This window comes from Cedecea selenatireducens (assembly GCF_042138895.1).
Lineage (GTDB): Bacteria > Pseudomonadota > Gammaproteobacteria > Enterobacterales > Enterobacteriaceae > Cedecea > Cedecea selenatireducens.
This window is the reverse complement of the sequence record NZ_JBHIKW010000004.1, coordinates 221,724-244,718: the sequence shown is the minus strand read 5'-3', so window position 1 is coordinate 244,718 and position 22,995 is coordinate 221,724. Positions and strand designations below refer to the sequence as shown.

Here is a 22,995-nt window from a genome sequence, read left to right as displayed (position 1 = left end):
TCTCAGTTACTCACTTTGCGGAAGGTGATGGGGATGACCTTGTCGCCATCATAGCGCCCGGTGCAAACGGCGGCGCCGTTGCTGCCGGTTTTACAGGTCACTTCCGGCATCGGGTAGCGGCTGCCGTCGCTGCAGCGAGCGCTGCCGCGGGTTTTAATCATCAGCGCGCCGTTCTGATGCAGGCCGGAAAACATCTCTGCTTTACAGACAATGTTATCGCCGTGCACCAGGCGCACCGTGCCTTTGTTGTTGGCAATCTGGTAGCGCAGGCTTGGGGCTTTGCCGGTGATTGGGTCGCTGAAATTAATTTGCGCACGCCAGGTGCCGTTGAGGAATTTAGTGGAGCCCATTTTCAGCGCTTCAGCCGGTAAAATTAACGCATTCTTCGGCACGTCTGCCGCAACGGCAATGGCCTCTGGCTCAGGTGCTGCGGCAGGTTCTGGCTCTGGTTTTGCCGGGACGACAACCTCGGCAGGCGTCAGCGGCAGGGTGGTTTTTACCGCGTCTACGGCCTGGATTGGCGCAGGCGCAATAGGCTGAGGCTGAACTTCGGCCTGGGCCATTGCCACAGGCTCGGCCTGATTACCGCTAAGCAACAGGTAACTAACTGGTGCCGCAACGGCCACGGCAATCACGGCGGCGACCGGCAGCAGCCAGCGGCGACGTGGTTTTTTCGCTATGACGACGGGTTCCGGAGGTGGCGCGGTTTTTTCTTCTTCAACCGGCGCTGCCTTAATGGCGGCTGTCGAGAGGCTGTAAACAGGAGAATCTTCGGATACCTGAACGGCTCGCGGGGTTTCAAGCAGCGGTTTTTCCGGCTCGCTGATTTCTACCGGCAGCGGTTCGGGCTCCGGCATGGCTTCTTCTGGGATAAAGGCGATTTCCGGCTCGCGCGGCTCAACAACGCGCAGGCACTCCAGCACGTCATCCCGTGCGCCCTGGTTGAGGTTCACAAAACCCCAGAAGGTGATAACCGGCTTGCCGTTCACCAGATAGACGTGCTGACTGCCGGGGAACTGCAGGGCTTTTTCCAGCAGCGCGCCAAACAGGCGAATCGAAGTTTTATCCGCCTGCTGGCAGCGGGCGCTGAGCGAGGCTACGTTAGATAAGCAATTATCCAGATAGCGAAGGGCGGTGCGACGCTCTTCGTCGCTGGCGGCGGCCCAACTGGTGACGCTGCCTTCCTGAGGCGCGTACCAGTCTACCCGGTCACCTTCGTCGTTAGGCTGGGGAATGGCCAGGGCATCGGCGACCGCCTGCTGTTTACGAAGGCGTAAGGTTTCACGTATCTGAAACGCCGAATCAAATACCGCCTGACCGTTTTCGCCCAGCGCGAGAAAGTCATCCAGGCATCCGCTGCGCAATAATGTTTTTGCCACGTCATCAATCCTGCTGTTAACGGCTCACCCGAGAGCCATCTTCACGCTTTACAGTTTAACGAAGCGGCCCTAAGTCAAACGGCTGAAGAGACGGCAAAATGGGTAAATTATCTGGCTATTAGATAAAATGAGGCGGCTATACTTACCCGCAGGTAAGTCACTTACCGGCGGGTAACTTCTTGACCAGAAAGAAAAAGGCAGACACGATGGGCTCCGTTTTCGCGGCCAGCAGGCCGGAGCTTTCCCTCTAACCATGTCGAGAAACATTATGGCTAAAATCGTTGTTATTTACTTTTCCGGATACGGTCACACTAAGCGTGTGGCAGAGCACGTTGCGCAAGGGGCAAACGCCGAACTGATCGCCGTAGACAGCAACGGTGATATTCAGGAAGCGGACTGGCAAAAACTGAACGAAGCCAAAGGAATTATCTTTGGGGCGCCAACCTACATGGGCAACGTGCCGTGGCAGTTTAAGAAGTTTGCCGATGCCTCGTCTAAAGTGTGGTTTACCCGCGGCTGGCAGGACAAAGTGTTCGGCGGCTTTACCAACAGCGCCAGCCTGAACGGCGACAAGCAGGTTAGCCTGCAGTGGATGCAAACCCTGGCCTCCCAGCACGGCGGCATTTGGGTTAGCCTGGGGCAACTGCCTGCTAACACCCTGGCGGCAACCCGTGAAGACGCGAACAATCTGGGCGGCTCCGTAGGCCTGCTGGTGCAGTCCCCGGCCGATGCCAGCGCCGAGCAAATTGCCCAGGGTGACCTGGACACCGCCGTGAAATATGGCGCCCGCGTGGCCGATATTGCCGCCCGCCTGAGCTAACGTTTCTCTTCTTTTCTAAAGCGCCTGCGGGCGCTTTTGCCTTTGGCTTCTTCCTCAGTAATTACCCCTGGTTATTGTCAGTTGTATTCATCAGATAAATACTTATCATGATAATTAACTTGGTGACTATTTATCTGGGAAGTACCTCATGCATGACGATAAGTACGACATTGTCGATTTTCCCGAACGCCCGCTGGGGATGCGCCTGGCGATGCTGGTACGCCTGTGGCGCGGCATCGTGGATGATGCCGTCGCCTTTACCGGCCTGACCCAAAGCAGCTGGACGACGCTGATGCAGCTCAGCGTGGCGGGAGAGAAAATCACCGTCACGGATCTGGCCCGGGCGCAGGGCATCGACCTGCCGCCTCTGACGCGCACGCTGGCACAGCTTGAGAAAGAAGGGTATGTCACCCGCACGCCGGACGAAAAAGACAGGCGGGTGAAATTTATCTCGCTGACGCCCGCAGGTCAAAAAGCGATTAAAGCGGTAAGTGAAACGGTGGAGCGCTGTCAGGCGCAGGTCGCGCAGGGCATTCCGGCGCAGCAAATAGAACAGTTCAGCCAGACGGTAAATCTGCTGGCCGCCAACATGATCAAAATTCGGTAGTTTTTTTACGCCTGGTATTCAGGCGTATTTCTCATTTAGCGAGTAGTTATGACCCCTGAACAACGATTTACCCGTTGGGTAAAAGTCACGCTGGCGCTGTTTGCCGCAATGTTTTGCTATTTTCTGGCCGCCGATATCTGGGTGCCGCAAACCCCAGACTCCACCGTGATGCGCGTGGTGACCCCGGTTTCATCCCGCGTGTCGGGCTACGTGACGCATATCTACGTCAGCAATAACAGCGTGGTGAAGAAAGGGGATGTGCTGTTCGAGATAGATAATAAGCCCTACCAAAATCAGCTGGAACGCGCGGAGATTGCTTATCAGCAAGCGATACTCGACAACCAGCAAATTGATGCCCAAATCAGCGCCGCGCGGGCGAAAATCAAAGCCGCCCAGTTGGATGCCGACAATGCCGGGCGCAGCTATCACCGTTACAACGGCCTGAGCAGCGGGAATCTGATCTCAAAACAGGATCTGGACGCGGCCTTTACGCGCTGGCAAAGCGCGGTGCAAAACGTTAACAACCTCCAGGCGTCGCTGGCGCAGCTGGTGATTTCGCGGGGTGAACGCGGGGAGCAAAACGTCACGCTGCAAAAATACCGTAACCTGCTGAACGACGCCCGGCTAAACCTGGATTACACCCGCGTGGTTGCCAGCAGCGACGGCGTTATCAGTAATTTGCAGCTGAAAGAGGGCTGGTATGCCGGGGCGGGCGCACCCGCGCTGGCGCTGGTCAACGACAGGCTCGATATCGTGGCCGACTTCCGGGAGAAAAGCCTGAGCAAAACCCGGCCAGAGACAACGGCAGACATCGTTTTTGACGGGCTTCCGGGGCAGGTTTTCAAAGCCCGGGTGACCAGCAAAGATGCGGGGGTCCTGCAGGGGCAGCAGGCTATTAACGGGCAGCTTTCAGCTCCTGAAACATCAAACCGCTGGGTGAGGGACGCGCAGCGCATGCGCATTCATTTGCTGCTTGAAGACGGGAAAACGCCAGATTTGCCGGCGGGCGCGCGGGCCACGGTGCAGCTCTACAATTCACCTTCCGCTTTCGCTTCGTTTATCGGCGGGATGCAAATCAGGTTGGTGAGCTACCTGCATTATGTTTATTAAATTTATTCTTGGCCCGCTGAAGCGTAACGCGCCGACGCCGTTCAGCGGCAATGACTTCCGGCATATGCTGCGCATCGTGATGGCGGGCTGCGTGGGGATGTTTGTCTACAGCTGGGTCAATACGCAGTATGGGGTGTTCTATGTGGTTTACCCCATCATGCTTACCGGCCTGGTGCCTGTTTTCAACGGCCATATCGCCCGGCAGATGATCGCCAATGCGCTGATTAACTGCGTGGAAATGACGCTGTTGTTTGCGGTGCTGGTGAATTACCCGCTGCCGATGACGCTGATTGTCTTCCTGATGTACATGACGCGCTTCTACCTGATGAGCCGGGGCCCGCTCTTCCTGTTTGGCTCAATGGGCGTGGTCTGCTTAAGCGTGATGGCAAACTTCCTGAGCTACCCGACCACCGACATGAGCGACCTGATGTTTTCTAACATCATCGGCAGCCTGCTGGCGGTAGGGCTGTCGGCGCTCAGCTGCTATCTGCTGCCGGACGTAGAGCCGCGCAAGCCGCCGCCTGCTATCCAAAAAGACGGGCCAAGGGTAATGCATGAAACCCTGCTCGCCTCGTTGACGGCGACCATCTTATTCACCGTGTTCCAGGTCTACACGCTGAATGACTCCCTGGCCGCGCTGATGGCAGGGATCTTTGCTCTGTTCCCCATGCACTTCCGTGGGGCGATTCTTTCATCCTGGTGGCGCATCGTCGGGGTAATAGCCGGGTGTCTCTATGCGATTCTGGTCCAGCTGGTTATCTACGATTTTAGCCGTCACCTGATCCTGCTGATGCCGTTGATTAGCCTCGGCCTGCTGCTGGCCGCGCGAATTCACGTTTTTGAGAAGGTCGGGCCGGGCGTGGGCTTTTCTATTCTGACCACTCTGGCGCTGATGTTCGGGCAATACATGCACCCGAACCAGGATATCGTTTTTAGCGCGCTGTACCGTATTTCATCGGTATCGGTAGCAATTGTCGGCACGCTGGCCGTCACCTTTATTATCCATAAGGTACTGAATAATTTTGCCTCAACGCGCTATATCGTGAAATGACGTTAGTCCTGCTCCGGCCAGTCGCGGGTAATGCCCGGCTGGACAGGGCGCTCAAGATAGGTCGACAGCACGATATAGGTTCTGGTCGCCACCACGCCGTTGATCTCATACAGATGGGCGAGGAGGGCTTCAAGCGCTCTTGAGTCCTCGGTGCGCACCTTGAGCAGCATGGATGTGTCCCCGGCGACGGAATGGATCTCCTCCACTTCCGGGTAGGCGGAAATGCGCAGCAGATCCGGCGTTTTTCCCCAGCCTTTGGTATCAATATGAACAAACGCCAGCAGGGATTTGTTGATGGCCTTTGGGTCGAGCAGCGCCGCCGTCTGCTGGATCACGCCCGATCGCTTCAGGCGCTTAACGCGTTCATGTACCGCTGGCGCAGAAAGCGCCACTTTTTCGCCGAGTTCGGCATAGCTGATGGTCGCATCTTCCACCAGCGTGCCTAATATTCTTCGGTCTGCGGCATCGAGAACTCGTTCTGCCGCACCGTTCTGCTTAATACCGTCTGTTTCTTTTTTCATATCGACTCTCGCTAATGACGCTGAATTTCATTCGGATAAAATTGGTTTTTATCGAATGTAAGTCAAGCTTAATCATTATTCAGGAAGTGAAATGAAAAACAGCCAGTGTCTGGAATTGCATCCAGAGCCGTCTCTGTCTCCCGCCAAAGCTGTATATGTGTTAACCGGCTGCGTCGGCGTTATCGGCGCTAACTCGATGGTGCTGGGGCCAATCGCTCCGGCAGTGGCGTCATCCATAGGCGCGACAGTGCCAACGGTGATGATGGCCGCCGCGGCCTTCGGGCTTGGCACGGCGACAAGTGCGCTGTTTTTGGCAAGGCTTATCGACTTAGTCGGCTCTGCCCGGATGCTCAAATTCACCATGACGCTGCTGGGCGTGGCGCTGTTGCTTTGCGCGGCTTCGCCTTCCGTGGCGATGTTTATTGCCGCCCAGCTGATTGCCGGGATTGCTTCGGGTATCGCGCTGCCCGCGATTTACGCCAGCGCGGCCGCCATCGCGGAGCCGGGACGTGAAAGCCGGACCATCGGCAAAGTGCTGACCGGCTGGACGCTGAGCATGATCGCCGGCGTGTCGTTTTCCGTGGTGCTGGCCGAACTGTTCAGCTGGCGCGCGGTGTATGTGTCGGTCAGCTGCCTTGCCGCTCTGGCGCTGATTGCTTTGTTCAGGCTGAACATGCAGGATCGCCCGGCGGCGGGCATTGCCCCGTCACCGCTTTCTGCGCTGGGCCTGCCGGGGATCAAGTCATTGCTGGTGGTGTGCTGCGCATTTATGACAGCGTTTTACGGCCTGTATGCCTATCTGGGCGACCATCTTCATCAGGATCTCGGCCTGCCGGTGACGGCGAACGGCGGGGTGGCGATCGCCTATGGGGCAGGGTTTGGCTGTGCGGCATTGCTCAGCGGGATGGTGGACCGGTTTGGCCCTAAACGCCTTATGCCGCCTGTTCTTCTGGTTGCTGCTGCGGTTTATCTTGGGCTTGCGCTGTTTGGCAGCACGCTGGTGGGGGTTATCTGCCTGCTGTTTGTGCTGGGCCTGGTGAACCATCTGGGGGTGAATTTATTGATTCAGCGCCTGACGGCAATCGACCCGGCTAAGCGTGGCACGCTGATGGGGCTAAATAGCGCGGTGACTTATCTGGCGGTATTTGCCGGCAGCAGCAGCTACGGGCCGCTTTATACCGACCATGGTTTTACCGCTCTCTCGCTGGTTTCACTGGCGCTGATGGGGATCGCGGTGTTCACCTGCGTGTGGCGTGATTTTGCCGGGCAGGGCGTGAAGGTTATGGGCTGAGTCTCCCATGTTAACCGCCACTATTGTATAGAGAAGGGAAGGCTTGCCATTTGCTTGTCGCTACAGGCTGTGCTGTTATTACTGTGAGTAATAATAAGTAGCTCAACCATTTGGCAAGCAAATAAAAGGCAAACAATATGTCTACAGGGAAAACACTCCTCGGCCTGCTGCTGAGCGCGCTCCTCCCGGCAGGAAGCGCGATGGCGGCGGCAAACAGCACGCTGGTTTACTGCTCCGAAGCCTCTCCTGAATCCTTTAACCCACAGATTGCCAGCTCCGGCCCAAGCTTTGTTGCCAGCTCGCAAACGCTTTATAACCGCCTGATTGATTTCAACCCGGCCGACAATACGCCGGTACCGTCGCTGGCGACGGAATGGAAAATCAGCCCGGACGGTAAAACTTATACCTTTACCCTGCGCCAGGGCGTGAAGTTCAACAGCAACAAGTTCTTCAAGCCAACGCGTGACTTTAATGCCGATGACGTGGTGTTCTCGGTCATGCGCCAGAAAGACGCCAACAACCCGTATCACAAGGTGTCGCAGGCGAACTACGAATACTTCAATGACGTCGGCCTCGACAAGCTCATTGTGGACGTTAAAAAGCTGGATGATTACCACGTCCAGTTCACCCTGAGCGAACCGAACGCGGCGTTCCTGGCCGACTGGGGCATGGACTTTGCCTCTATTCTGTCGGCGGAATATGCGGACTCGATGCTGAAAGCCGGCACGCCTGAGCGGGTGGACAACAACCCAATCGGCACCGGGCCTTACGCGCTGCAGGACTACAAAATTGACTCCGTGATTCGCTACGTCGCCAACCCAGACTACTGGAAAGGCGAGGTGCCGACCAAACACCTGATCTTCTCTATCACCCCGAACGTGCAAACCCGCCTGGCGAAGCTGCAGAAGAATGAATGCCAGATTATTCCGGCCCCAAGCCCGGTGCAGTTCGACGCCATCAAGGCGGATAAAGACCTGACGCTGCACAGCATTGACGGCCTGAACGTCGGTTATCTGGCGTTTAACACCAGCAAAAAGCCGTTCGATAACGCGCTGGTTCGCCAGGCGCTAAACTACGCGGTGGACAAAAAAGCTATCGTTAACGCTATCTTTATGGGCTCCGGCTCGGTAGCAAAATCACCGATCCCGCCGACCATGCTGGGCTATGACAAGGATCTGAAAGACTACGGCTACGATCCGGAAAAAGCCAAAGCGCTGCTGAAGCAGGCCGGGCTGGAGAAGGGCTTTGATACCGATCTCTGGTCCATGCCGGTGCAGCGTCCGTATAATCCTAACTCACGCCGCATTGCGGAGATGATCCAGAGCGACTGGGCGAAAGTGGGCGTGAACGCCAAAATCGTTACCTTTGAATGGGGCGAGTATCTGGCCGGGATGCGTAAAGGGGAGCACTCCTCGGCGCTGTTCGGCTGGATGTCCGATAACGGCGACCCGGATAACTTTGCCGATACCCTGCTGGGATGCGGCAGCGTAGCCAGTGGGTCGAACGTTGCCCGCTGGTGTGACAAAAACTACGACGCCCTGGTGCAGAAGGCGAAGCTAACCAGCGACCCGGCCGCCCGCGCGAAGCTCTACGTGCAGGCGCAGGAAATTTACTATCAGCAGGCGCCGTGGATCGCGCTGGCAAACGGTAAAACCTTCTACGTGACCCGCAGCAACGTGAGCGGTTATACCGTTAGCCTCGCCGGGAGTGATTTCTCCAAAGCGAAGCTGGATTAACCAGTACCAACCCTCACCCCGGCCCTCTCCCTGGAAGGGAGAGGGTTTCTCTTCTTATTCCCTCTCCCCTCTGGGGAGAGGGTTAGGGTGAGGGGAAAAACATGATAAGGAACACACCATGAAACATCTTTCAGACGTTATCAGCCGTGTAGACGCGGCCATTGCCGCAGACGTCATCACCCACATGAACGAACTGTTGATTGAACTTAGCGACGACGCAGAGCTGACGCGGGAAGACCGCTATGCCCAACAGCAACGGCTGCGCATCGCCATTGCCCACAAGGGCAATCACCACAGAGAAGAAACCGAAGAGCGCCGCGAGCAGTTAACGCGCAGCGGCACCATTATCTAGCCGGGAGTTATTATGCGTATTGGATTTATCGGGCTGGGCGGAATGGGCCAGCCGATGGCAGAAAATCTGCTGAAAGCCGGGCATCAGGTTGCCGTGTGGAACCGTTCTCAGGCACCTGCGGAAGCTTTAAAAGCAAAAGGGGCGACAGTTGTAGCCACCCCGGCTGAGTTTACCGACAGCGAAGTGCTGATAACTATGCTGGCCGACGACGACACCAGCCGCCGCGTGATTATCGAGCAGGGCGCGCTTGCCGCGCTGCCGAAGGGCGCTATCTGGATCAACATGGCCACCGTTTCCGTTGCCTTTACCAATGAAATGGCGGAAAAGGCCGACGCTGGCGGGCAGCGTTATATCGCTGCGCCCGTTCTGGGGCGCGTGGACGTGGCAGCTGCGGGTAACCTGAACATTCTTACCGCCGGGCCAACGGAACTGTTGGACAGCGTAGAGCCGATCTTTGATGTGCTGGGGCAGAAAACCTGGCGCTTTGGCGACAGGCCGGAGCAGGCAGCGGCGGTGAAACTGGCGGCTAACTTTATGCTGGCCAGCGCCATTGAAGCGATGGGGGAATCATCTGCTCTGGTCGGCGCTTATGACGTTACAGCGGGGGATTTCCTCGGCATGTTGACCAGCACCTTGTTTGCCGCCCCGGCCTATAAAAACTATGGGGCGATGATTGCCGAGTCGCGCTATAGCCCGGCAGGTTTTACCATGAAGCTTGGGCTGAAGGACGTGCGTCTGGCGCAGCAGGCGGCAGAAAGTAAAAATGTGCCGATGGGATTTACTGGCGTACTACGGGATAACTATCTTGATGCACTGGCCCACGGCGATGAACAGCTCGACTGGGCTGCTTTAGCCACGGTGTCCGCTCGCCGTAGCGGGCAATAGCCTTATTGGCGGCGAGTGGCAATAAGGCTGATTCGCCGCCAAATATATCCCCTTAATTATTCGCCCGCACTAAAATAACGCGCCGCCACGGTGCATTAAATATAATAAAAACTTATTAATTAATTAAAATCCCTTGCTAATCATTAAGTAAGAAACGTGGCATCGTAATTGCTTTATCTATTCCATCTTGTATACCAGGTGGGATGCCAGCTTATGCCAGTCGCTCTTTTGTCGCAGTGGATTACCGATTACCAGCAACAGCCTCATTTGCTCATGGGGGCTTATCAGCAATTAATGGCCAATATCTCAAGGCAGGATAATGCCTGGATATATATCGCCAGCGAACAGCAAATAACTGCGCAAATAAATTCTTTATTGCAGGCCGTTAATGACGAGGATAAAACGCCGGCGGATTTCCCGTTATTTGGCGTGCCGTTTGCGGTTAAAGACAATATTGATGTGGCCGGGATGCCCACCAGCGCAGCCTGCCCGGTATTTACTTATCATCCCACTGACGATGCCACGGTAATTGCGCGCCTTCGCGCCGCCGGGGCCATTGTGGTGGGCAAAACTAATCTCGACCAGTTTGCGACCGGCCTGGTCGGCACTCGCTCTCCCTATGGCGCGGTGGTTAACAGCTTCAACCCGGATTACGTCAGCGGCGGCTCGAGTTCAGGCTCCGCTTCCGTGGTGGCGCGTGGGCTGGTTTGTTTCTCTTTGGGCACGGATACCGCAGGCTCCGGGCGAGTACCCGCCGGGTTCAACAATATCGTCGGTTTAAAACCCACCAAAGGCTGGCTCTCTACCGCTGGTGTCGTCCCGGCCTGCCGCCTCAACGACTGTGTTTCGATTTTTGCCCACTCGGCGGCGGATGCAGCCCTGCTCGCTAATGTAGCCGGGGGGTACGATCCGCTCGATCCTTATTCCCGTAGCAATCCTAATACCGCCCCGGCTCGCTTTAGCCCGCGCCTGCGCTTTGCTATTCCAGACCGACTGAACTTCTTTGGCGACAAACTCAGCGAGGAGGCTTTTCAGCGGGCGCTGGAAAGATTAATGACGATGGGGGCAGAGCTGGTCGCCGTGGATTTCAGTGATTTCACCCGTCTTGCAGAACAACTTTATAACGGCGCGTGGGTGGCTGAACGTACCGTGGCGGTGAAAGAGATCCTCGAAAAACATCCTGATGCCATGGACCCCACCGTGCGCGGCATCGTCGCCAGCGGCCTGAGCTTCACGGCCTGCGATGCGTGGCAGGCCGAATATACCCGCGCCGAACTGGCTCGCCGTATTAACCAGCAGCTTGCCTTGTTTGACGCCCTTGTGGTGCCGACGTCGCCAACGATCCATACGCTGGCCGAAATGCGCGACGAGCCCGTCCGCTATAACTCCCAGTTTGGCACCTACACCAACTTTACCAACCTTGCTGACCTGAGCGCGCTGGCGCTGCCGGCGGATTTCCGTGCCGATGGCCTGCCAGCGGGAATCACGCTTATCGCGCCTGCCTGGCATGATGCCGCGCTTAGCCACTTTGGTGCGCAATGGCAGGCTCAGCTTGATCTCCCCGCCGGAGCAACAGCGCTGAAACTGCCCGCCGCTCAGACCTGCACGCCTGCCGATGGTTACGTGCGCGTAGCGGTGGTGGGCGCTCATCTGCGCGGTATGCCGCTCAATCATCAGTTAACCAGCCGCAATGCCGTGTTCATCGAAGAAACCCACACGGCGGATACCTATCGCCTGTATGCCCTTGCCAATACCCAGCCGCCGAAGCCTGGCCTGGTTCGCGCCACGGAAGGGCAGCCGATTGCCGTTGAGCTTTGGGATATCCCGCTCGCACGCTTCGGTGAGTTTGTTGCTGAAATTCCCGCTCCGCTGGGGATCGGCACGCTGGCCTTGCAGGACGGGCGCAGCGTGAAGGGCTTTATTTGTGAACCGTGCGCGACAGAAGGCGCCACGGACATTACCCCATGGGGCGGCTGGAAAGCCTGGCTGGCTCGTCAACCGGGCGCTTAAGGAGAGGAATATGTTTAGCAAAGTCTTAATTGCCAACCGCGGTGAAATTGCCTGTCGTGCTATCCGCACGCTGAAAAAAATGAGCATTACCAGCGTGGCCGTTTATTCCGACGCGGACGCCAGCGCGCAGCACGTCATTGACGCCGATATGGCGATGGCGCTTGGTGGAGATAAAGCCAGCGACACTTACCTCAACATCGAAAAAATACTGGCGGCGGCAAAAGAGAGCGGCGCGGAGGCAATTTTCCCCGGCTACGGTTTTCTTTCCGAACGCGCCGAATTTGCCGAGGCCTGCGAAGCGGCCGGAATCGTATTTATCGGACCAACGGCGCAGCAAATCAGCGATTTCGGCCTCAAGCACCGCGCCCGTGAGCTGGCCTCCGGCGTGGACGTGCCGATGACGCCGGGCACCGGGCTGCTGACATCGCTTGCAGAAGCGCAGCTGGCGGCGGCGGAAATTGGTTATCCGGTGATGCTAAAAACCACGGCGGGCGGGGGGGGTATTGGCCTGACCCGCTGTGACAGCGAAACGGCATTGCTTGAAGCCTGGGAAAGCGTCAAGCGCATGGGGGCGCAGTTTTTTAGCGACGATGGCGTGTTTATCGAGCGTTTTGTCGACAAAGCTCGCCACCTGGAAGTGCAAATCTTTGGCGACGGGAAGGGCAAGGTTGTGGCCCTCGGAGAACGTGACTGCTCGCTGCAGCGTCGTAACCAGAAAGTGGTCGAGGAAACGCCCGCGCCCAATCTTCCACAGGCAACGCGTGAGGCGCTGCATCGTGCGGCGGTGGCGCTGGGTGAATCCGTTAACTACCGCAGCGCGGGAACCGTAGAGTTTATTTATGACGCGGCACGCGATGCTTTCTACTTCCTGGAAGTCAACACGCGGCTGCAGGTTGAGCACCCGGTGACCGAGTGCGTAACCGGCCTGGATCTGATCGAATGCATGGTGCTGGCGGCGGCAGAGGCTTCCCCGGACTGGCAAAAAATGGCCGAAGCGCCGGAGGGCGCGGCTATCGAAGTCCGCATTTACGCCGAAGACGCGCTGAAAAACTTCCAGCCTTCGCCGGGCGTATTGACCGACGTTTATTTTCCAGAGGGCGTACGGGTTGACGGCTGGGTCAGCACCGGTAGCGAAGTTAGCGCTTTCTACGATCCGATGATCGCCAAGATCATTGTTTACGGTGCAGACCGCCTGCAGGCGTTAAGTATACTGAACGACGCGCTGGCGGCGACCAGGCTGCACGGGATCGCCACCAATCTGGATTATCTGCGGCAGATAGTTCGTCTGCCGGAGTTTAAGGCCGGGGTGATGTGGACGCGCCTGCTCGATAGCGTGAGCTATCAGGCGCAGGCCGTGGAAGTGCTGGAGCCTGGCACCTGGAGCAGCATTCAGGACAGCCCTGGCCGCCTCGGATATTGGGATATCGGCGTGCCGCCGTCGGGGCCGATGGATGATTTTGCCTTCCGTCTGGCGAACCGCATCGTCGGTAACCATCCTTCCGCCGCCGGGCTGGAGTTTACCCTGCAGGGGCCGACGCTGCGCTTCCACAGCGAAGCCACCATCGCGCTGACCGGCGCACCTTGCCCGGCACGGCTTGATGACCAGCCGGTGACCTTCTGGCAGCCAACGGTGGTGAAAGCGGGGCAGATCCTCACCCTGGGCAGAGCCAGCAGCGGCTGCCGCACCTATCTGGCGGTACGCAACGGTTTTGACGTGCCGGTGTATCTCGGCAGTCGCTCTACCTTTGCGCTCGGCCAGTTTGGCGGACATGCGGGGCGCACATTGCGCGTCGCGGACGTGCTGGCCATCTCTCAGCCTTGCCTGCCAGCCTGCACTACGCCTGCGCCGATTAGCCTGCCGCAGGCGCCGGAACCCGCGCTGATCCCGCAGTATGGCGAGATATGGGAGATTGGCGTGCTCTACGGGCCGCACGGCGCGCCGGACTTCTTTACGCCTGAGTCGATGGAAACCTTTTTCAACGCCGAATGGCAGGTTCACTACAACTCTAACCGCCTCGGGGTGCGCCTTGTCGGGCCCAAGCCGGAGTGGACCAGAGCCGACGGCGGTGAGGCCGGGCTGCATCCTTCCAACGTGCACGACTGTGAATACGCCATCGGCGCGGTGAACTTTACCGGCGACTTCCCGGTGATCCTGACGCGTGACGGCCCAAGCCTCGGCGGGTTTGTCTGCCCGGTGACTATTGCCAAAGCGGAATTGTGGAAAGTCGGGCAGGTGAAGCCGGGTGACCGGATTCGTTTTCACGCCATTAGCTTTGAACACGCGCAGTCTCTGGAAATCGCCCAGCAGGTGGCGGTGACCAACCTGTGTGCCGGGGCAAGCCTGCCGGACCTGCATCCTTCTATTGCGCCAGGCGCGACGACCAGCGCGGCGATCCTGGCGGAAATCCCTGCTCAGGGAGCCCTGCCGGCGGTGGTTTACCGTCAGGCGGGCGACAACTATGTGTTGATCGAATACGGCGATAACGTGCTCGACCTGGCGCTGCGCCTGCGTATTTATTTGCTGATGAAGGCGATTAACCAGGCGGCGCAAACGGGTGTTGAGGAGCTTTCTCCCGGCGTTCGCTCGCTGCAGATCCGTTATGACAGCCAGCGTATCTCCCAAAACCAGCTGCTGACGCTGCTGCTGAGCATTGAGAAACAGCTTGGCGATGTGACTCGCCTGAAAATTCCTTCGCGCATTGTGCATCTGCCGCTGGCTTTTGAAGACAGCGCCACGCTGGCGGCGGTGGAGCGCTACCAGCAAACGGTGCGGGAAGACGCCCCGTGGCTGCCGAACAACGTGGACTTTATTCAGCGCACCAACGGGCTGCAAAGCCGTGACGAGGTGAAGCAGATCCTGTTTGATGCCAGCTACCTGGTGCTAGGGCTGGGCGATGTCTATCTCGGCGCGCCTTGTGCCGTGCCGCTTGACCCGCGTCACCGCCTGTTGAGTTCGAAGTACAACCCGGCCCGTACCTGGACCGCAGAAGGCACGGTGGGCATCGGCGGCATGTATATGTGCATCTACGGCATGGACTCTCCAGGAGGTTATCAGCTGGTGGGGCGCACGCTGCCTATCTGGAACAAATTCCTCAAAAACGAACAGTTTGGCGACGAGCCATGGCTGCTCAAGTTCTTCGACCAGGTGCGTTTCTACCCGGTGAGTGAAGAAGAGCTGACCACGTTCCGCACGGCATTTCGTGAAGGGCGTGCACAGGTGGAGATCGAAGAGGTTGAGTTCGATTTTGCCGAATATAGCCGCTTCCTTGCGGACAATGCCGACGATATTACCGCTTTCCGTAGCCGCCAGCAGGAGGCCTTCCTGAGCGAAGTGGCGCACTGGAAGGAACAGGAAAGCGCGGCGGTGGAGAGCGCGCTGATGGCGACGGTTATGCCGGAGGAAGAACAGGCCGGCCAGCTCGTCAGCGCCGATCTGAACGGCAATATCTGGAAAATACTCGTTGAGCCGGGCCAGAGCGTAAAGCAGGGCGAACCGCTGATCGTCGTGGAGGCGATGAAGATGGAGCTATTAGTCAGCGCGCCGTGCGACGGCAAAGTCGTGCGCATTCAGTGCCAGCAGGGCAGACCGGTGGGGCCGGGGGATGCGCTGCTGTGGCTGGAGGCGGTGTAGGCCTATGCCAAAGCGACCAGAAGCCGTAGCCGAACGTATCTACCAGCAGCTAAAGCAGGAAATCTTCGACTTTCTCCTGCTGCCGGGCGACCGCTTTAGCGAAAACGAAATTGCCGACCGCATGAGCGCCAGCCGCACGCCGGTTCGCCAGGCGCTTTATGCCCTGCAGCAGGAAGGTTATGTCGACGTGCAGCCCCGCAGCGGCTGGCAGATCCGGGCGGTGGACTTCGATCATCTCGAATCGCTTTACGATCTGCGCATCGTGCTGGAGCTGGAGGCGGTGAAACGGCTTTGCCAGCGGGCTGATTCCGTATGCCCGCTGCCGCTGCAGGCGTTGAAGCAGTTCTGGCTGGAGGAACCGCCGCTCGACGAGGGCATCAACGTCGCGCCGTATGACGAGGCTTTTCACATGACGCTGGTGTCTGCGGCGGGCAACCCTGAAATGGCCAGGGTTCACCGGGATATCACCGAGAAAATCCGTATTGTGCGCAGGCTGGACTTTACCCGTCAGCCTCGCGTCAGTGCGACGTACGCCGAACATGGGCAAATCCTGCTCGCCGTGTGGGACCGCAACCTTGAGGAGGCACAGACCCGATTATATGACCACATCGCCGCAAGTCAGAAAGAGGTTCGTCAGATAACGCTTCATATGCTGCACCAGGCTCGGCAACTCAAGCTGAGTTAACCATTTATCGTTTCTTCAGGGGAGTCAGACTTATGCAACGTCGTACCTTTGTTAAAGCTTTCGCGCTTTCCGCTTCGGTTGTCAGCTTCGGGCTGGCGTTTGCCGCCCAGGCGGCAGATACCATCAAAGTTGGGATCATGCACTCGCTGTCGGGCACCATGGCCATTTCAGAGACGCCGCTTAAAGACGTGGCGTTGATGACCATCGACGACATTAACGCGAAGGGCGGCGTACTCGGCAAAAAGCTGGAGCCGGTGGTGGTTGACCCGGCGTCAAACTGGCCGCTGTTTGCCGAAAAAGCTCGCCAATTGCTGAGCCAGGATAAGGTGGCCGTGGTGTTCGGCTGCTGGACGTCCGTGTCGCGTAAATCCGTGCTGCCGGTGTTTGAAGAGCTGAACGGCCTGCTGTTCTATCCGGTGCAGTACGAAGGGGAAGAGATGTCGCCGAACGTATTTTATACCGGGGCGGCACCTAACCAGCAGGCGATTCCGGCGGTGGAATACCTGATGAGCGAAGACGGCGGGGCGGCGAAGCGCTTCTTCCTGTTGGGGACGGACTACGTTTATCCGCGTACTACCAATAAGATCCTGCGCGCCTTCCTGCACTCTAAGGGCGTTCAGGATAAAGACATTGAAGAGGTCTACACGCCGTTTGGCCACAGCGACTACCAGACGATCGTGGCCAATATCAAAAAATTCTCCGCTGGCGGTAAAACGGCGGTGATCTCCACCATTAACGGTGACTCTAACGTGCCGTTCTACAAAGAGCTGGCGAACCAGGGGCTGAAGGCGACCGACGTGCCGGTGGTGGCCTTCTCCGTGGGTGAAGAAGAGCTGCGCGGCATCGACACTAAACCGCTGGTGGGCAACCTCGCGGCCTGGAACTACTTCGAGTCCGTCGATAACCCGACCAACAAGCAATTTGTTAACGAGTGGAAGGCCTATGCCAAAGCCCACAATCTGCCGAACGCCAATACCGTCGTGACCAATGACCCGATGGAAGCGACCTACGTTGGCATTCATATGTGGGCGCAGGCCGTTGAGAAAGCGGGCACGACGGACGTGGATAAAGTCCGCGCGGCGATGGCCGGGCAGACCTTTAAAGCGCCGTCTGGCTTTACCCTGACGATGGATGCCACCAACCACCATCTGCACAAGCCGGTGATGATCGGCGAGATCGAAAGTAACGGCCAGTTCAACGTGGTGTGGCAGACCGACAAACCTGTGCGCGCCCAGCCGTGGAGTCCGTTTATTCCGGGGAACGATAAGAAATCAGAGCTGCCGGTAAAGACCGCCGGCAACTGATTTATACCCTTAGCTGATTTTACCCTCACCCCGGCCCTCTCCCTGGAAGGGAGAGGGAGAAAAGCGGGAATGCCCTCTTTTTGGAAGGGAGAGGGTTAAATTCTTTATTCCCTCGCCCCTCTGGGGAGAGGGTTAGGGTGAGGGGCAACAGGGTGAAATCAAACAGGAGAACGCCATGACGTTAGCAACACTGGCCCGGCTGCTGCTGGTTGTGGCCGCTTTATTGCCGGGGCTTGCCGCCGCCGGTGACGCGGAGACGTTTTCGACCGCGAATCGTACGGCTCAGGCGGAGCTGCTCCAGAACTGGACGCTATCGCCCGATCCCGCTCGCTTGCCGCTGCTCAACGCGCTTAAGCAGGAAACGCTGGTCACCGACGGGCACTCGGCCTTTAACCAGACCGACGCAGGCCTGACTCCATTAGGGGATGAGGCCCAACCGCAGGGCGAGACAAAAAAGCTGCGGCTGACCAACAGGCTTCGTGTGCTGGTCGCCGGGGCGCTGGCGAGCCATCAATTGATAAGTGACAACGTCTCTATGCGTTTAAATGCGGCTAAAGCCTTGCAGAAAGAGGCTCCGCCGGAATTACTCCCGATTCTTCAGCAGCGTATAAACGCAGAAAAAGAGCAAAGCGTGCGGGAAGCGCTTGGGCTGGCGATTGCCCGTCTGGAGCTGGCAAGTCCGCAGGCAGAAGTGCGTCTGGATGCGGTAAAGCTTCTGAGCCAGTCCAGCGACCCGGAAACTGAGGCTTTGCTCAAACCATTAACCGACGCAAGCGCGGAGCCGAATGCGGAGGTGCGCCAGGCCGCCACAGAGGGTCTGCGTAAAATTGAGCATCGCCAGAGGCTGGGTGAAATCCTTGGTCAGGCGTTTATGGGGCTTTCCCTTGGCTCGATTCTGCTGCTGGCCGCGCTCGGCCTGGCAATTACCTACGGCCTGCTGGGCGTGATCAACATGGCTCACGGCGAAATGCTGATGCTTGGCGCGTACTCTGCCTGGCTTGTTCAGGCCGGGTTCCAGCAGTTTGCTCCGGCGTGGCTGGCGTTTTATCCGCTGGTCGCGCTGCCGGTGGCTTTTGCCGTCACCGCCGGGATCGGCATGGCGCTTGAGCGCACGATTATTCGTCATTTGTACGGTCGCCCGCTGGAAACGCTGCTGGCGACATGGGGCATCAGCCTGATGCTGATCCAGATCGTGCGCATGCTGTTTGGCGCTCAGAACGTGGAAGTGGCTAATCCGGCCTGGCTGTCGGGCGGCCTGCAGGTGCTACCGAACCTGATCCTGCCGTGGAATCGCCTGGTGGTGCTGGGCTTTGTGCTGCTGGTGCTGCTGTTTACCTGGCTGTTGCTGAACAAAACGCGGCTGGGGATGAACGTGCGCGCCGTAACGCAAAACCGCGCGATGGCGGCGTGCTGCGGCGTGTCCACCGGGCGTGTGGATATGCTCGCATTCGGGCTTGGGTCAGGCATTGCAGGTTTGGGCGGCGTGGCGCTTTCTCAACTGGGTAACGTTGGCCCGGAGCTTGGGCAGGGCTACATCATCGACTCCTTCCTGGTGGTGGTGCTCGGCGGCGTGGGGCAGCTTGCTGGTAGCGTGGCTGCGGCGTTCGGGCTGGGCATCTTTAACAAAATACTCGAGCCGCAAATCGGCGCGGTGCTGGGTAAGATTCTTATTCTGGGGCTGATCGTGCTGTTTATTCAGAAACGTCCTCAGGGGCTGTTCGCGCTCAAAGGGAGGGTCATTGACTGATGACTATGCCGCTGACTTTAACGCTCGGACGTAAAGCGCCGCGCCTGACTTTGGTTTTGGGCACGCTGCTGGTGGTTTTGCTGCTGACGCTGCCGTTCCTGACGCTGTTGCCCGGCAGCAATCCGTTCAGCCTGTCGACCTACACTATGACGCTTGTCGGCAAGATCCTCTGCTATGCCACCGTGGCAGTGGCGCTGGATTTAGTCTGGGGCTATGCCGGGTTACTCTCCCTCTGTCACGGCCTGTTTTTTGCCCTCGGCGGCTACGCCATGGGGATGTACCTGATGCGCCAGGCCGCAGGTGACGGGCTGCCCGGTTTTATGTCGTTTCTCTCGTGGAGCGAGCTGCCGTGGTACTGGTGGGGGACGCAGCACTTCGCCTGGGCACTGCTGCTGGCAATGGCGATTCCGGGGCTGCTGGCGTTTGTTTTCGGCTATTTCGCCTTTCGCTCAAAGATTAAGGGCGTTTACTTCTCGATCATGACCCAGGCGCTGACATACGCGGGGATGCTGCTGTTTTTCCGCAATGAAACCGGCTTTGGCGGCAATAACGGCTTTACCGGGTTTACCACGCTGTTGGGGATGCCGGTGACGGCAACCGGCACGCGAATCGGGCTGTTTATCGCCACCGTTTTGCTGTTGGTGGCAAGCGTCGGGCTAGGCTTTTGGCTGGCACGCAGCAAGTTTGGCCGCATTCTGACGGCGGTGCGTGATGCGGAAAACCGGCTGACCTACTGCGGCTACGATCCGAAAGGCTTCAAGCTGCTGGTGTGGACGCTTTCCGCCGTGCTTTGCGGGCTGGCCGGGGCGCTGTATGTCCCGCAGGTCGGCATTATTAACCCCGGTGAGATGTCACCGACCAACTCGATTGAGGCCGCCATCTGGGTGGCGCTGGGCGGGCGCGGCACGCTAATTGGCCCGGTATTGGGCGCAGGGCTGGTGAACGGGGCTAAAAGCTACTTCACCATGGCGGTGCCGGAGTACTGGCAGCTGTTTCTCGGCGTGATATTTATTCTGGTGACGCTATTTTTACCGCGCGGGGTCATTGGCCTGCTGCGCAAAGGAGAGAAATGATGCAGCCCGCCGAATCCCTGTTTACCCGCCAGCATCCTACGGACCGCTTTCGCGAGCAAACCGACCCGGTGCTGGCGCTGGAAAATATCAACGTTAACTTTGACGGCTTCCAGGCGCTGACCAATTTGTCGCTGAACATCGGCGTGGGCGAGCTGCGCTGCGTGATTGGCCCTAACGGCGCGGGAAAAACTACGCTGATGGATGTGATCACCGGCAAAACCAAACCCCAAAGCGGCAAGGCTTTTTACGATCAGTCCATCGACCTGATGCGGCTGGAGCCTATCGAAATCGCCCAACGAGGAATTGGCCGTAAGTTTCAAAAGCCAACGGTCTTTGAGGCGCTCACGGTCTTTGAAAATCTGGAAATTGCGCAGAAAAACGATAAATCCGTGTGGGCAAGCCTGCGGGCAAAGCTCAGCGGCGAACAGCGCGATCGTATCGACGAAATGTTAATCACGCTCCGGCTGACGGGAGAACGCCATCGCGGGGCGGGGCTGCTTTCTCACGGGCAAAAACAGTTTCTGGAAATCGGCATGCTGCTGGTACAGGAGCCGCATTTGCTGCTGCTGGACGAGCCTGCAGCGGGCATGACGGATGCCGAAACAGAGTACACGGCGGAGCTGTTCCGCAGCCTGGCGGGCAAGCACTCGCTGATGGTGGTTGAGCACGATATGGGCTTTGTCGAAACTATCGCTGACCACGTCACCGTGCTGCATCAGGGCCAGGTGCTGGCGGAAGGATCTCTGCGTGAGGTGCAGGCGAATGAGCAGGTTATCGAGGTCTATCTTGGGCGCTAAGGAGCAAACATGCTGCAGGTGAATGAGCTTAACCAGTATTACGGCGGCAGCCATATTTTGCGCGGCGTCAGCTTTGAGGTGTGCGTGGGGGAAGTGACCTGCCTGCTCGGGCGTAACGGCGTGGGGAAAACCACGCTGCTGAAATGCCTGATGGGGCTTGTGCCTGTGAAGGGCGGCAGCATCAGCTGGCAGGGGCAGACAATAACCCAGCGCAGGCCGCACCAGCGCGTTCAGGCGGGCATCGCCTACGTTCCTCAGGGGAGAGATATCTTTCCCCGGCTGACGGTGGAAGAAAACCTGCTGATGGGGCTGTCGCGCTTTTCCGGGGGCGAAGCAAAGGCCGTGCCGGACGAGATTTACCAGCTATTTCCGGTGTTGAAAGAGATGAGGCTCAGGCGCGGGGGCGATCTCTCCGGCGGGCAGCAACAGCAGCTGGCGATTGGCCGGGCGCTGGCCTGTAGGCCGCAGTTGCTGATTCTGGATGAGCCCACGGAAGGGATACAGCCGTCGATCATTAAAGAGATTGGCCAGGTGATTCGGCATCTCGCCGGGCGGGGCGATATGGCTATTCTGCTGGTGGAACAGTTTTATGATTTTGCCGCAGAGCTTGCCGACCAGTACCTGGTGATGTCGCGGGGGGAGATAGTCCAGCGTGGCGACGGCAGCGCGATGGAACAGGACGGCGTCCGGGGACTGGTGGCGATATAAGTGGTCTGCCAAAATTTAATGATTGTGGCCCTTTCGGCTGAACCTCTACGCGCCTATAGTTTTTGATATTCACTATCGAATTCCAGAGGTTAGCATGTCTTTTACCGTCAACAGTTTCCAGCAGCCGATTGGCTTATCTCTCCCTGACTGGCAGCGACGCCCGCTGCCGGAACGCGTCACCTTAAACGGGCAGTTTTGCCGCCTCGAACCGTTGAGCGTGGAGCGGCATGGGGCACAGCTTTGGCAGGCCTGGAGCCAGGCCGAAGATTCGCGTGGCTGGACTTACCTGAGCGTTGGGCCGTTTGATAACGAGGCCGATTTTATCAGCTACATCACCGGCGCCGGGCAAAGTGCAGATCCTTTCCATTTTGCCGTCGTGGATAACGCCAGCGGCAAAGCGCTTGGCACGCTGTCGCTGATGCGTATTGACCCGGCGAACGGCAGTATTGAAGTCGGGTTTGTGGTGTTCTCCCCGCTGCTACAGCGTACCGTTCAGGCTACGGAAGCGCATTTCTTACTGATGAAGTATGCCTTTGAAGTGTTGGGTTACCGCCGCTACGAGTGGAAGTGCGATAGCCTGAACGGACCTTCCCGTCGCGCGGCGCTGCGGTTTGGTTTCCGCTTTGAGGGCGTATTCCGCCAGATGGGGATTTACAAAGGGCGCACTCGCGATACGGCCTGGTTCTCCATCACCGATGGTGAATGGCCGCTGGTGAAGCTCGCTTTTGAGAGCTGGCTGTCCCCGGAAAATATGACCAACGGCGTGCAGCGTACAGGGCTGGCGGCTATTCGCGATGCACTTAGCCGCCAGAAAAGCGAACCCGCTCGTCGGGTAGACGTGCGCCCGTTAACGGCGGACGACCGCGAAGCGTGGCAAGCACTCTGGCAGGGCTACCTGACCTTCTACGACGCACAAATAAGTGACAACGTCACGGATTTAACCTGGCAGCGCATGCTGAATGAGCAAGAGCCGGTAGGGGGCCTGGGCGCCTTCGACGAGCAGGGGAACATGCTGGGATTCACCCACTTCCTCTATCACCGCAGCACCTGGTCAGCAACCCAGTACTGCTATCTCGAGGATCTGTTTGCGGCCCCGCAGGCAAGAGGCAAAGGCGTTGGCCGGGCGCTGATTGAAGCGGTACGCCAGCACGCAGAGGCCAACAACAGCTCGCGCCTTTACTGGCATACCCATGAAACCAACGCCACGGCGCAAACCCTGTACGACAAAGTGGCGCAGAAGTCCGGCTTTATCAAATACGAAAAAGCCGTTTAGTTGAATGATGCCTCG

The 22,995-nt window shown here is 58.2% G+C and carries 19 protein-coding genes; 17 read left to right on the top strand and 2 right to left on the bottom strand.

Going from position 1 to position 22,995, the window contains the following annotated elements:
• Positions 1 to 2 precede the first annotated feature (2 nt).
• The gene (locus ACE38U_RS08940) at positions 3 to 1,379 is read right to left on the bottom strand and encodes an SrfA family protein (protein ID WP_375529554.1); all 1,377 of its coding nucleotides are present in this window, start codon (positions 1,377 to 1,379) and stop codon (positions 3 to 5) included.
• Positions 1,380 to 1,647: 268 nt separating this feature from the next.
• Between ACE38U_RS08940 and ACE38U_RS08935 the strand changes: the two genes are divergently transcribed.
• The 4 genes from ACE38U_RS08935 (at position 1,648) to ACE38U_RS08920 (ending at position 4,967) form a co-directional block, all read left to right on the top strand.
• Positions 1,648 to 2,199, top strand: a complete 552-nt coding sequence (locus tag ACE38U_RS08935; protein WP_375529553.1) for a flavodoxin family protein — start codon at positions 1,648 to 1,650, stop codon at positions 2,197 to 2,199.
• A 148-nt stretch (positions 2,200 to 2,347) separates the two neighbouring features.
• Complete coding sequence (locus tag ACE38U_RS08930; protein WP_038472508.1) at positions 2,348 to 2,806, top strand: MarR family winged helix-turn-helix transcriptional regulator; 459 nt, start codon at positions 2,348 to 2,350, stop codon at positions 2,804 to 2,806.
• A 48-nt stretch (positions 2,807 to 2,854) separates the two neighbouring features.
• Positions 2,855 to 3,916, top strand: a complete 1,062-nt coding sequence (locus ACE38U_RS08925) for an HlyD family secretion protein (protein WP_375529552.1) — start codon at positions 2,855 to 2,857, stop codon at positions 3,914 to 3,916.
• Positions 3,906 to 4,967, top strand: coding sequence for a DUF2955 domain-containing protein (locus ACE38U_RS08920; protein ID WP_375529551.1), 1,062 nt, complete (start codon positions 3,906 to 3,908; stop codon positions 4,965 to 4,967). Before ACE38U_RS08925 ends, ACE38U_RS08920 begins: the two co-directional genes overlap by 11 nt.
• A gap of 2 nt (positions 4,968 to 4,969) precedes the next feature.
• Here ACE38U_RS08920 and ACE38U_RS08915 read toward each other — a convergent pair whose 3' ends face one another.
• The gene (locus tag ACE38U_RS08915; protein ID WP_375529550.1) at positions 4,970 to 5,488 is read right to left on the bottom strand and encodes an Lrp/AsnC family transcriptional regulator; all 519 of its coding nucleotides are present in this window, start codon (positions 5,486 to 5,488) and stop codon (positions 4,970 to 4,972) included.
• A gap of 91 nt (positions 5,489 to 5,579) precedes the next feature.
• Between ACE38U_RS08915 and ACE38U_RS08910 the strand changes: the two genes are divergently transcribed.
• The 13 genes from ACE38U_RS08910 (at position 5,580) to ACE38U_RS08850 (ending at position 22,980) form a co-directional block, all read left to right on the top strand.
• Entirely contained in the window at positions 5,580 to 6,779 is a 1,200-nt protein-coding gene (locus ACE38U_RS08910) for an MFS transporter (protein ID WP_375529549.1), read from the top strand.
• A gap of 137 nt (positions 6,780 to 6,916) precedes the next feature.
• On the top strand, positions 6,917 to 8,515 hold the full coding sequence (locus ACE38U_RS08905) for an ABC transporter substrate-binding protein (protein WP_375529548.1): 1,599 nt from the start codon (positions 6,917 to 6,919) through the stop codon (positions 8,513 to 8,515).
• A 118-nt stretch (positions 8,516 to 8,633) separates the two neighbouring features.
• Complete coding sequence (locus tag ACE38U_RS08900; protein ID WP_375529547.1) at positions 8,634 to 8,867, top strand: DUF2526 family protein; 234 nt, start codon at positions 8,634 to 8,636, stop codon at positions 8,865 to 8,867.
• Between the two features lie 12 nt (positions 8,868 to 8,879).
• The gene (locus ACE38U_RS08895; RefSeq protein ID WP_375529546.1) at positions 8,880 to 9,752 is read left to right on the top strand and encodes an NAD(P)-dependent oxidoreductase; all 873 of its coding nucleotides are present in this window, start codon (positions 8,880 to 8,882) and stop codon (positions 9,750 to 9,752) included.
• Positions 9,753 to 9,965: 213 nt separating this feature from the next.
• On the top strand, positions 9,966 to 11,762 hold the full coding sequence (gene atzF, locus ACE38U_RS08890; protein WP_375529545.1) for an allophanate hydrolase: 1,797 nt from the start codon (positions 9,966 to 9,968) through the stop codon (positions 11,760 to 11,762).
• Between the two features lie 10 nt (positions 11,763 to 11,772).
• Positions 11,773 to 15,393: an urea carboxylase gene (gene uca, locus ACE38U_RS08885; protein ID WP_375529544.1), complete on the top strand. Its 3,621-nt coding sequence runs from the start codon at positions 11,773 to 11,775 to the stop codon at positions 15,391 to 15,393.
• A 4-nt stretch (positions 15,394 to 15,397) separates the two neighbouring features.
• Positions 15,398 to 16,078, top strand: coding sequence for a GntR family transcriptional regulator (locus tag ACE38U_RS08880; protein ID WP_375529543.1), 681 nt, complete (start codon positions 15,398 to 15,400; stop codon positions 16,076 to 16,078).
• 32 nt (positions 16,079 to 16,110) lie between these two features.
• Entirely contained in the window at positions 16,111 to 17,382 is a 1,272-nt protein-coding gene (urtA, locus tag ACE38U_RS08875) for an urea ABC transporter substrate-binding protein (RefSeq protein WP_176981443.1), read from the top strand.
• A gap of 175 nt (positions 17,383 to 17,557) precedes the next feature.
• Entirely contained in the window at positions 17,558 to 19,129 is a 1,572-nt protein-coding gene (gene urtB, locus ACE38U_RS08870; RefSeq protein WP_176981444.1) for an urea ABC transporter permease subunit UrtB, read from the top strand.
• Positions 19,129 to 20,202: an urea ABC transporter permease subunit UrtC gene (gene urtC, locus ACE38U_RS08865; protein ID WP_176981445.1), complete on the top strand. Its 1,074-nt coding sequence runs from the start codon at positions 19,129 to 19,131 to the stop codon at positions 20,200 to 20,202. Before urtB ends, urtC begins: the two co-directional genes overlap by 1 nt.
• Positions 20,202 to 20,999: an urea ABC transporter ATP-binding protein UrtD gene (gene urtD / locus ACE38U_RS08860; RefSeq protein WP_375529648.1), complete on the top strand. Its 798-nt coding sequence runs from the start codon at positions 20,202 to 20,204 to the stop codon at positions 20,997 to 20,999. The genes urtC and urtD overlap by 1 nt, the downstream gene beginning before the upstream one ends.
• Positions 21,000 to 21,008: 9 nt before the next feature.
• Entirely contained in the window at positions 21,009 to 21,707 is a 699-nt protein-coding gene (gene urtE / locus ACE38U_RS08855; protein WP_375529542.1) for an urea ABC transporter ATP-binding subunit UrtE, read from the top strand.
• A gap of 94 nt (positions 21,708 to 21,801) precedes the next feature.
• Positions 21,802 to 22,980 carry a GNAT family N-acetyltransferase gene (locus ACE38U_RS08850; RefSeq protein WP_176981446.1) on the top strand — a complete coding sequence of 393 codons (1,179 nt, stop codon included), beginning with the start codon at positions 21,802 to 21,804 and terminating at the stop codon, positions 22,978 to 22,980.
• The last annotated feature ends 15 nt before the right edge of the window (positions 22,981 to 22,995 follow it).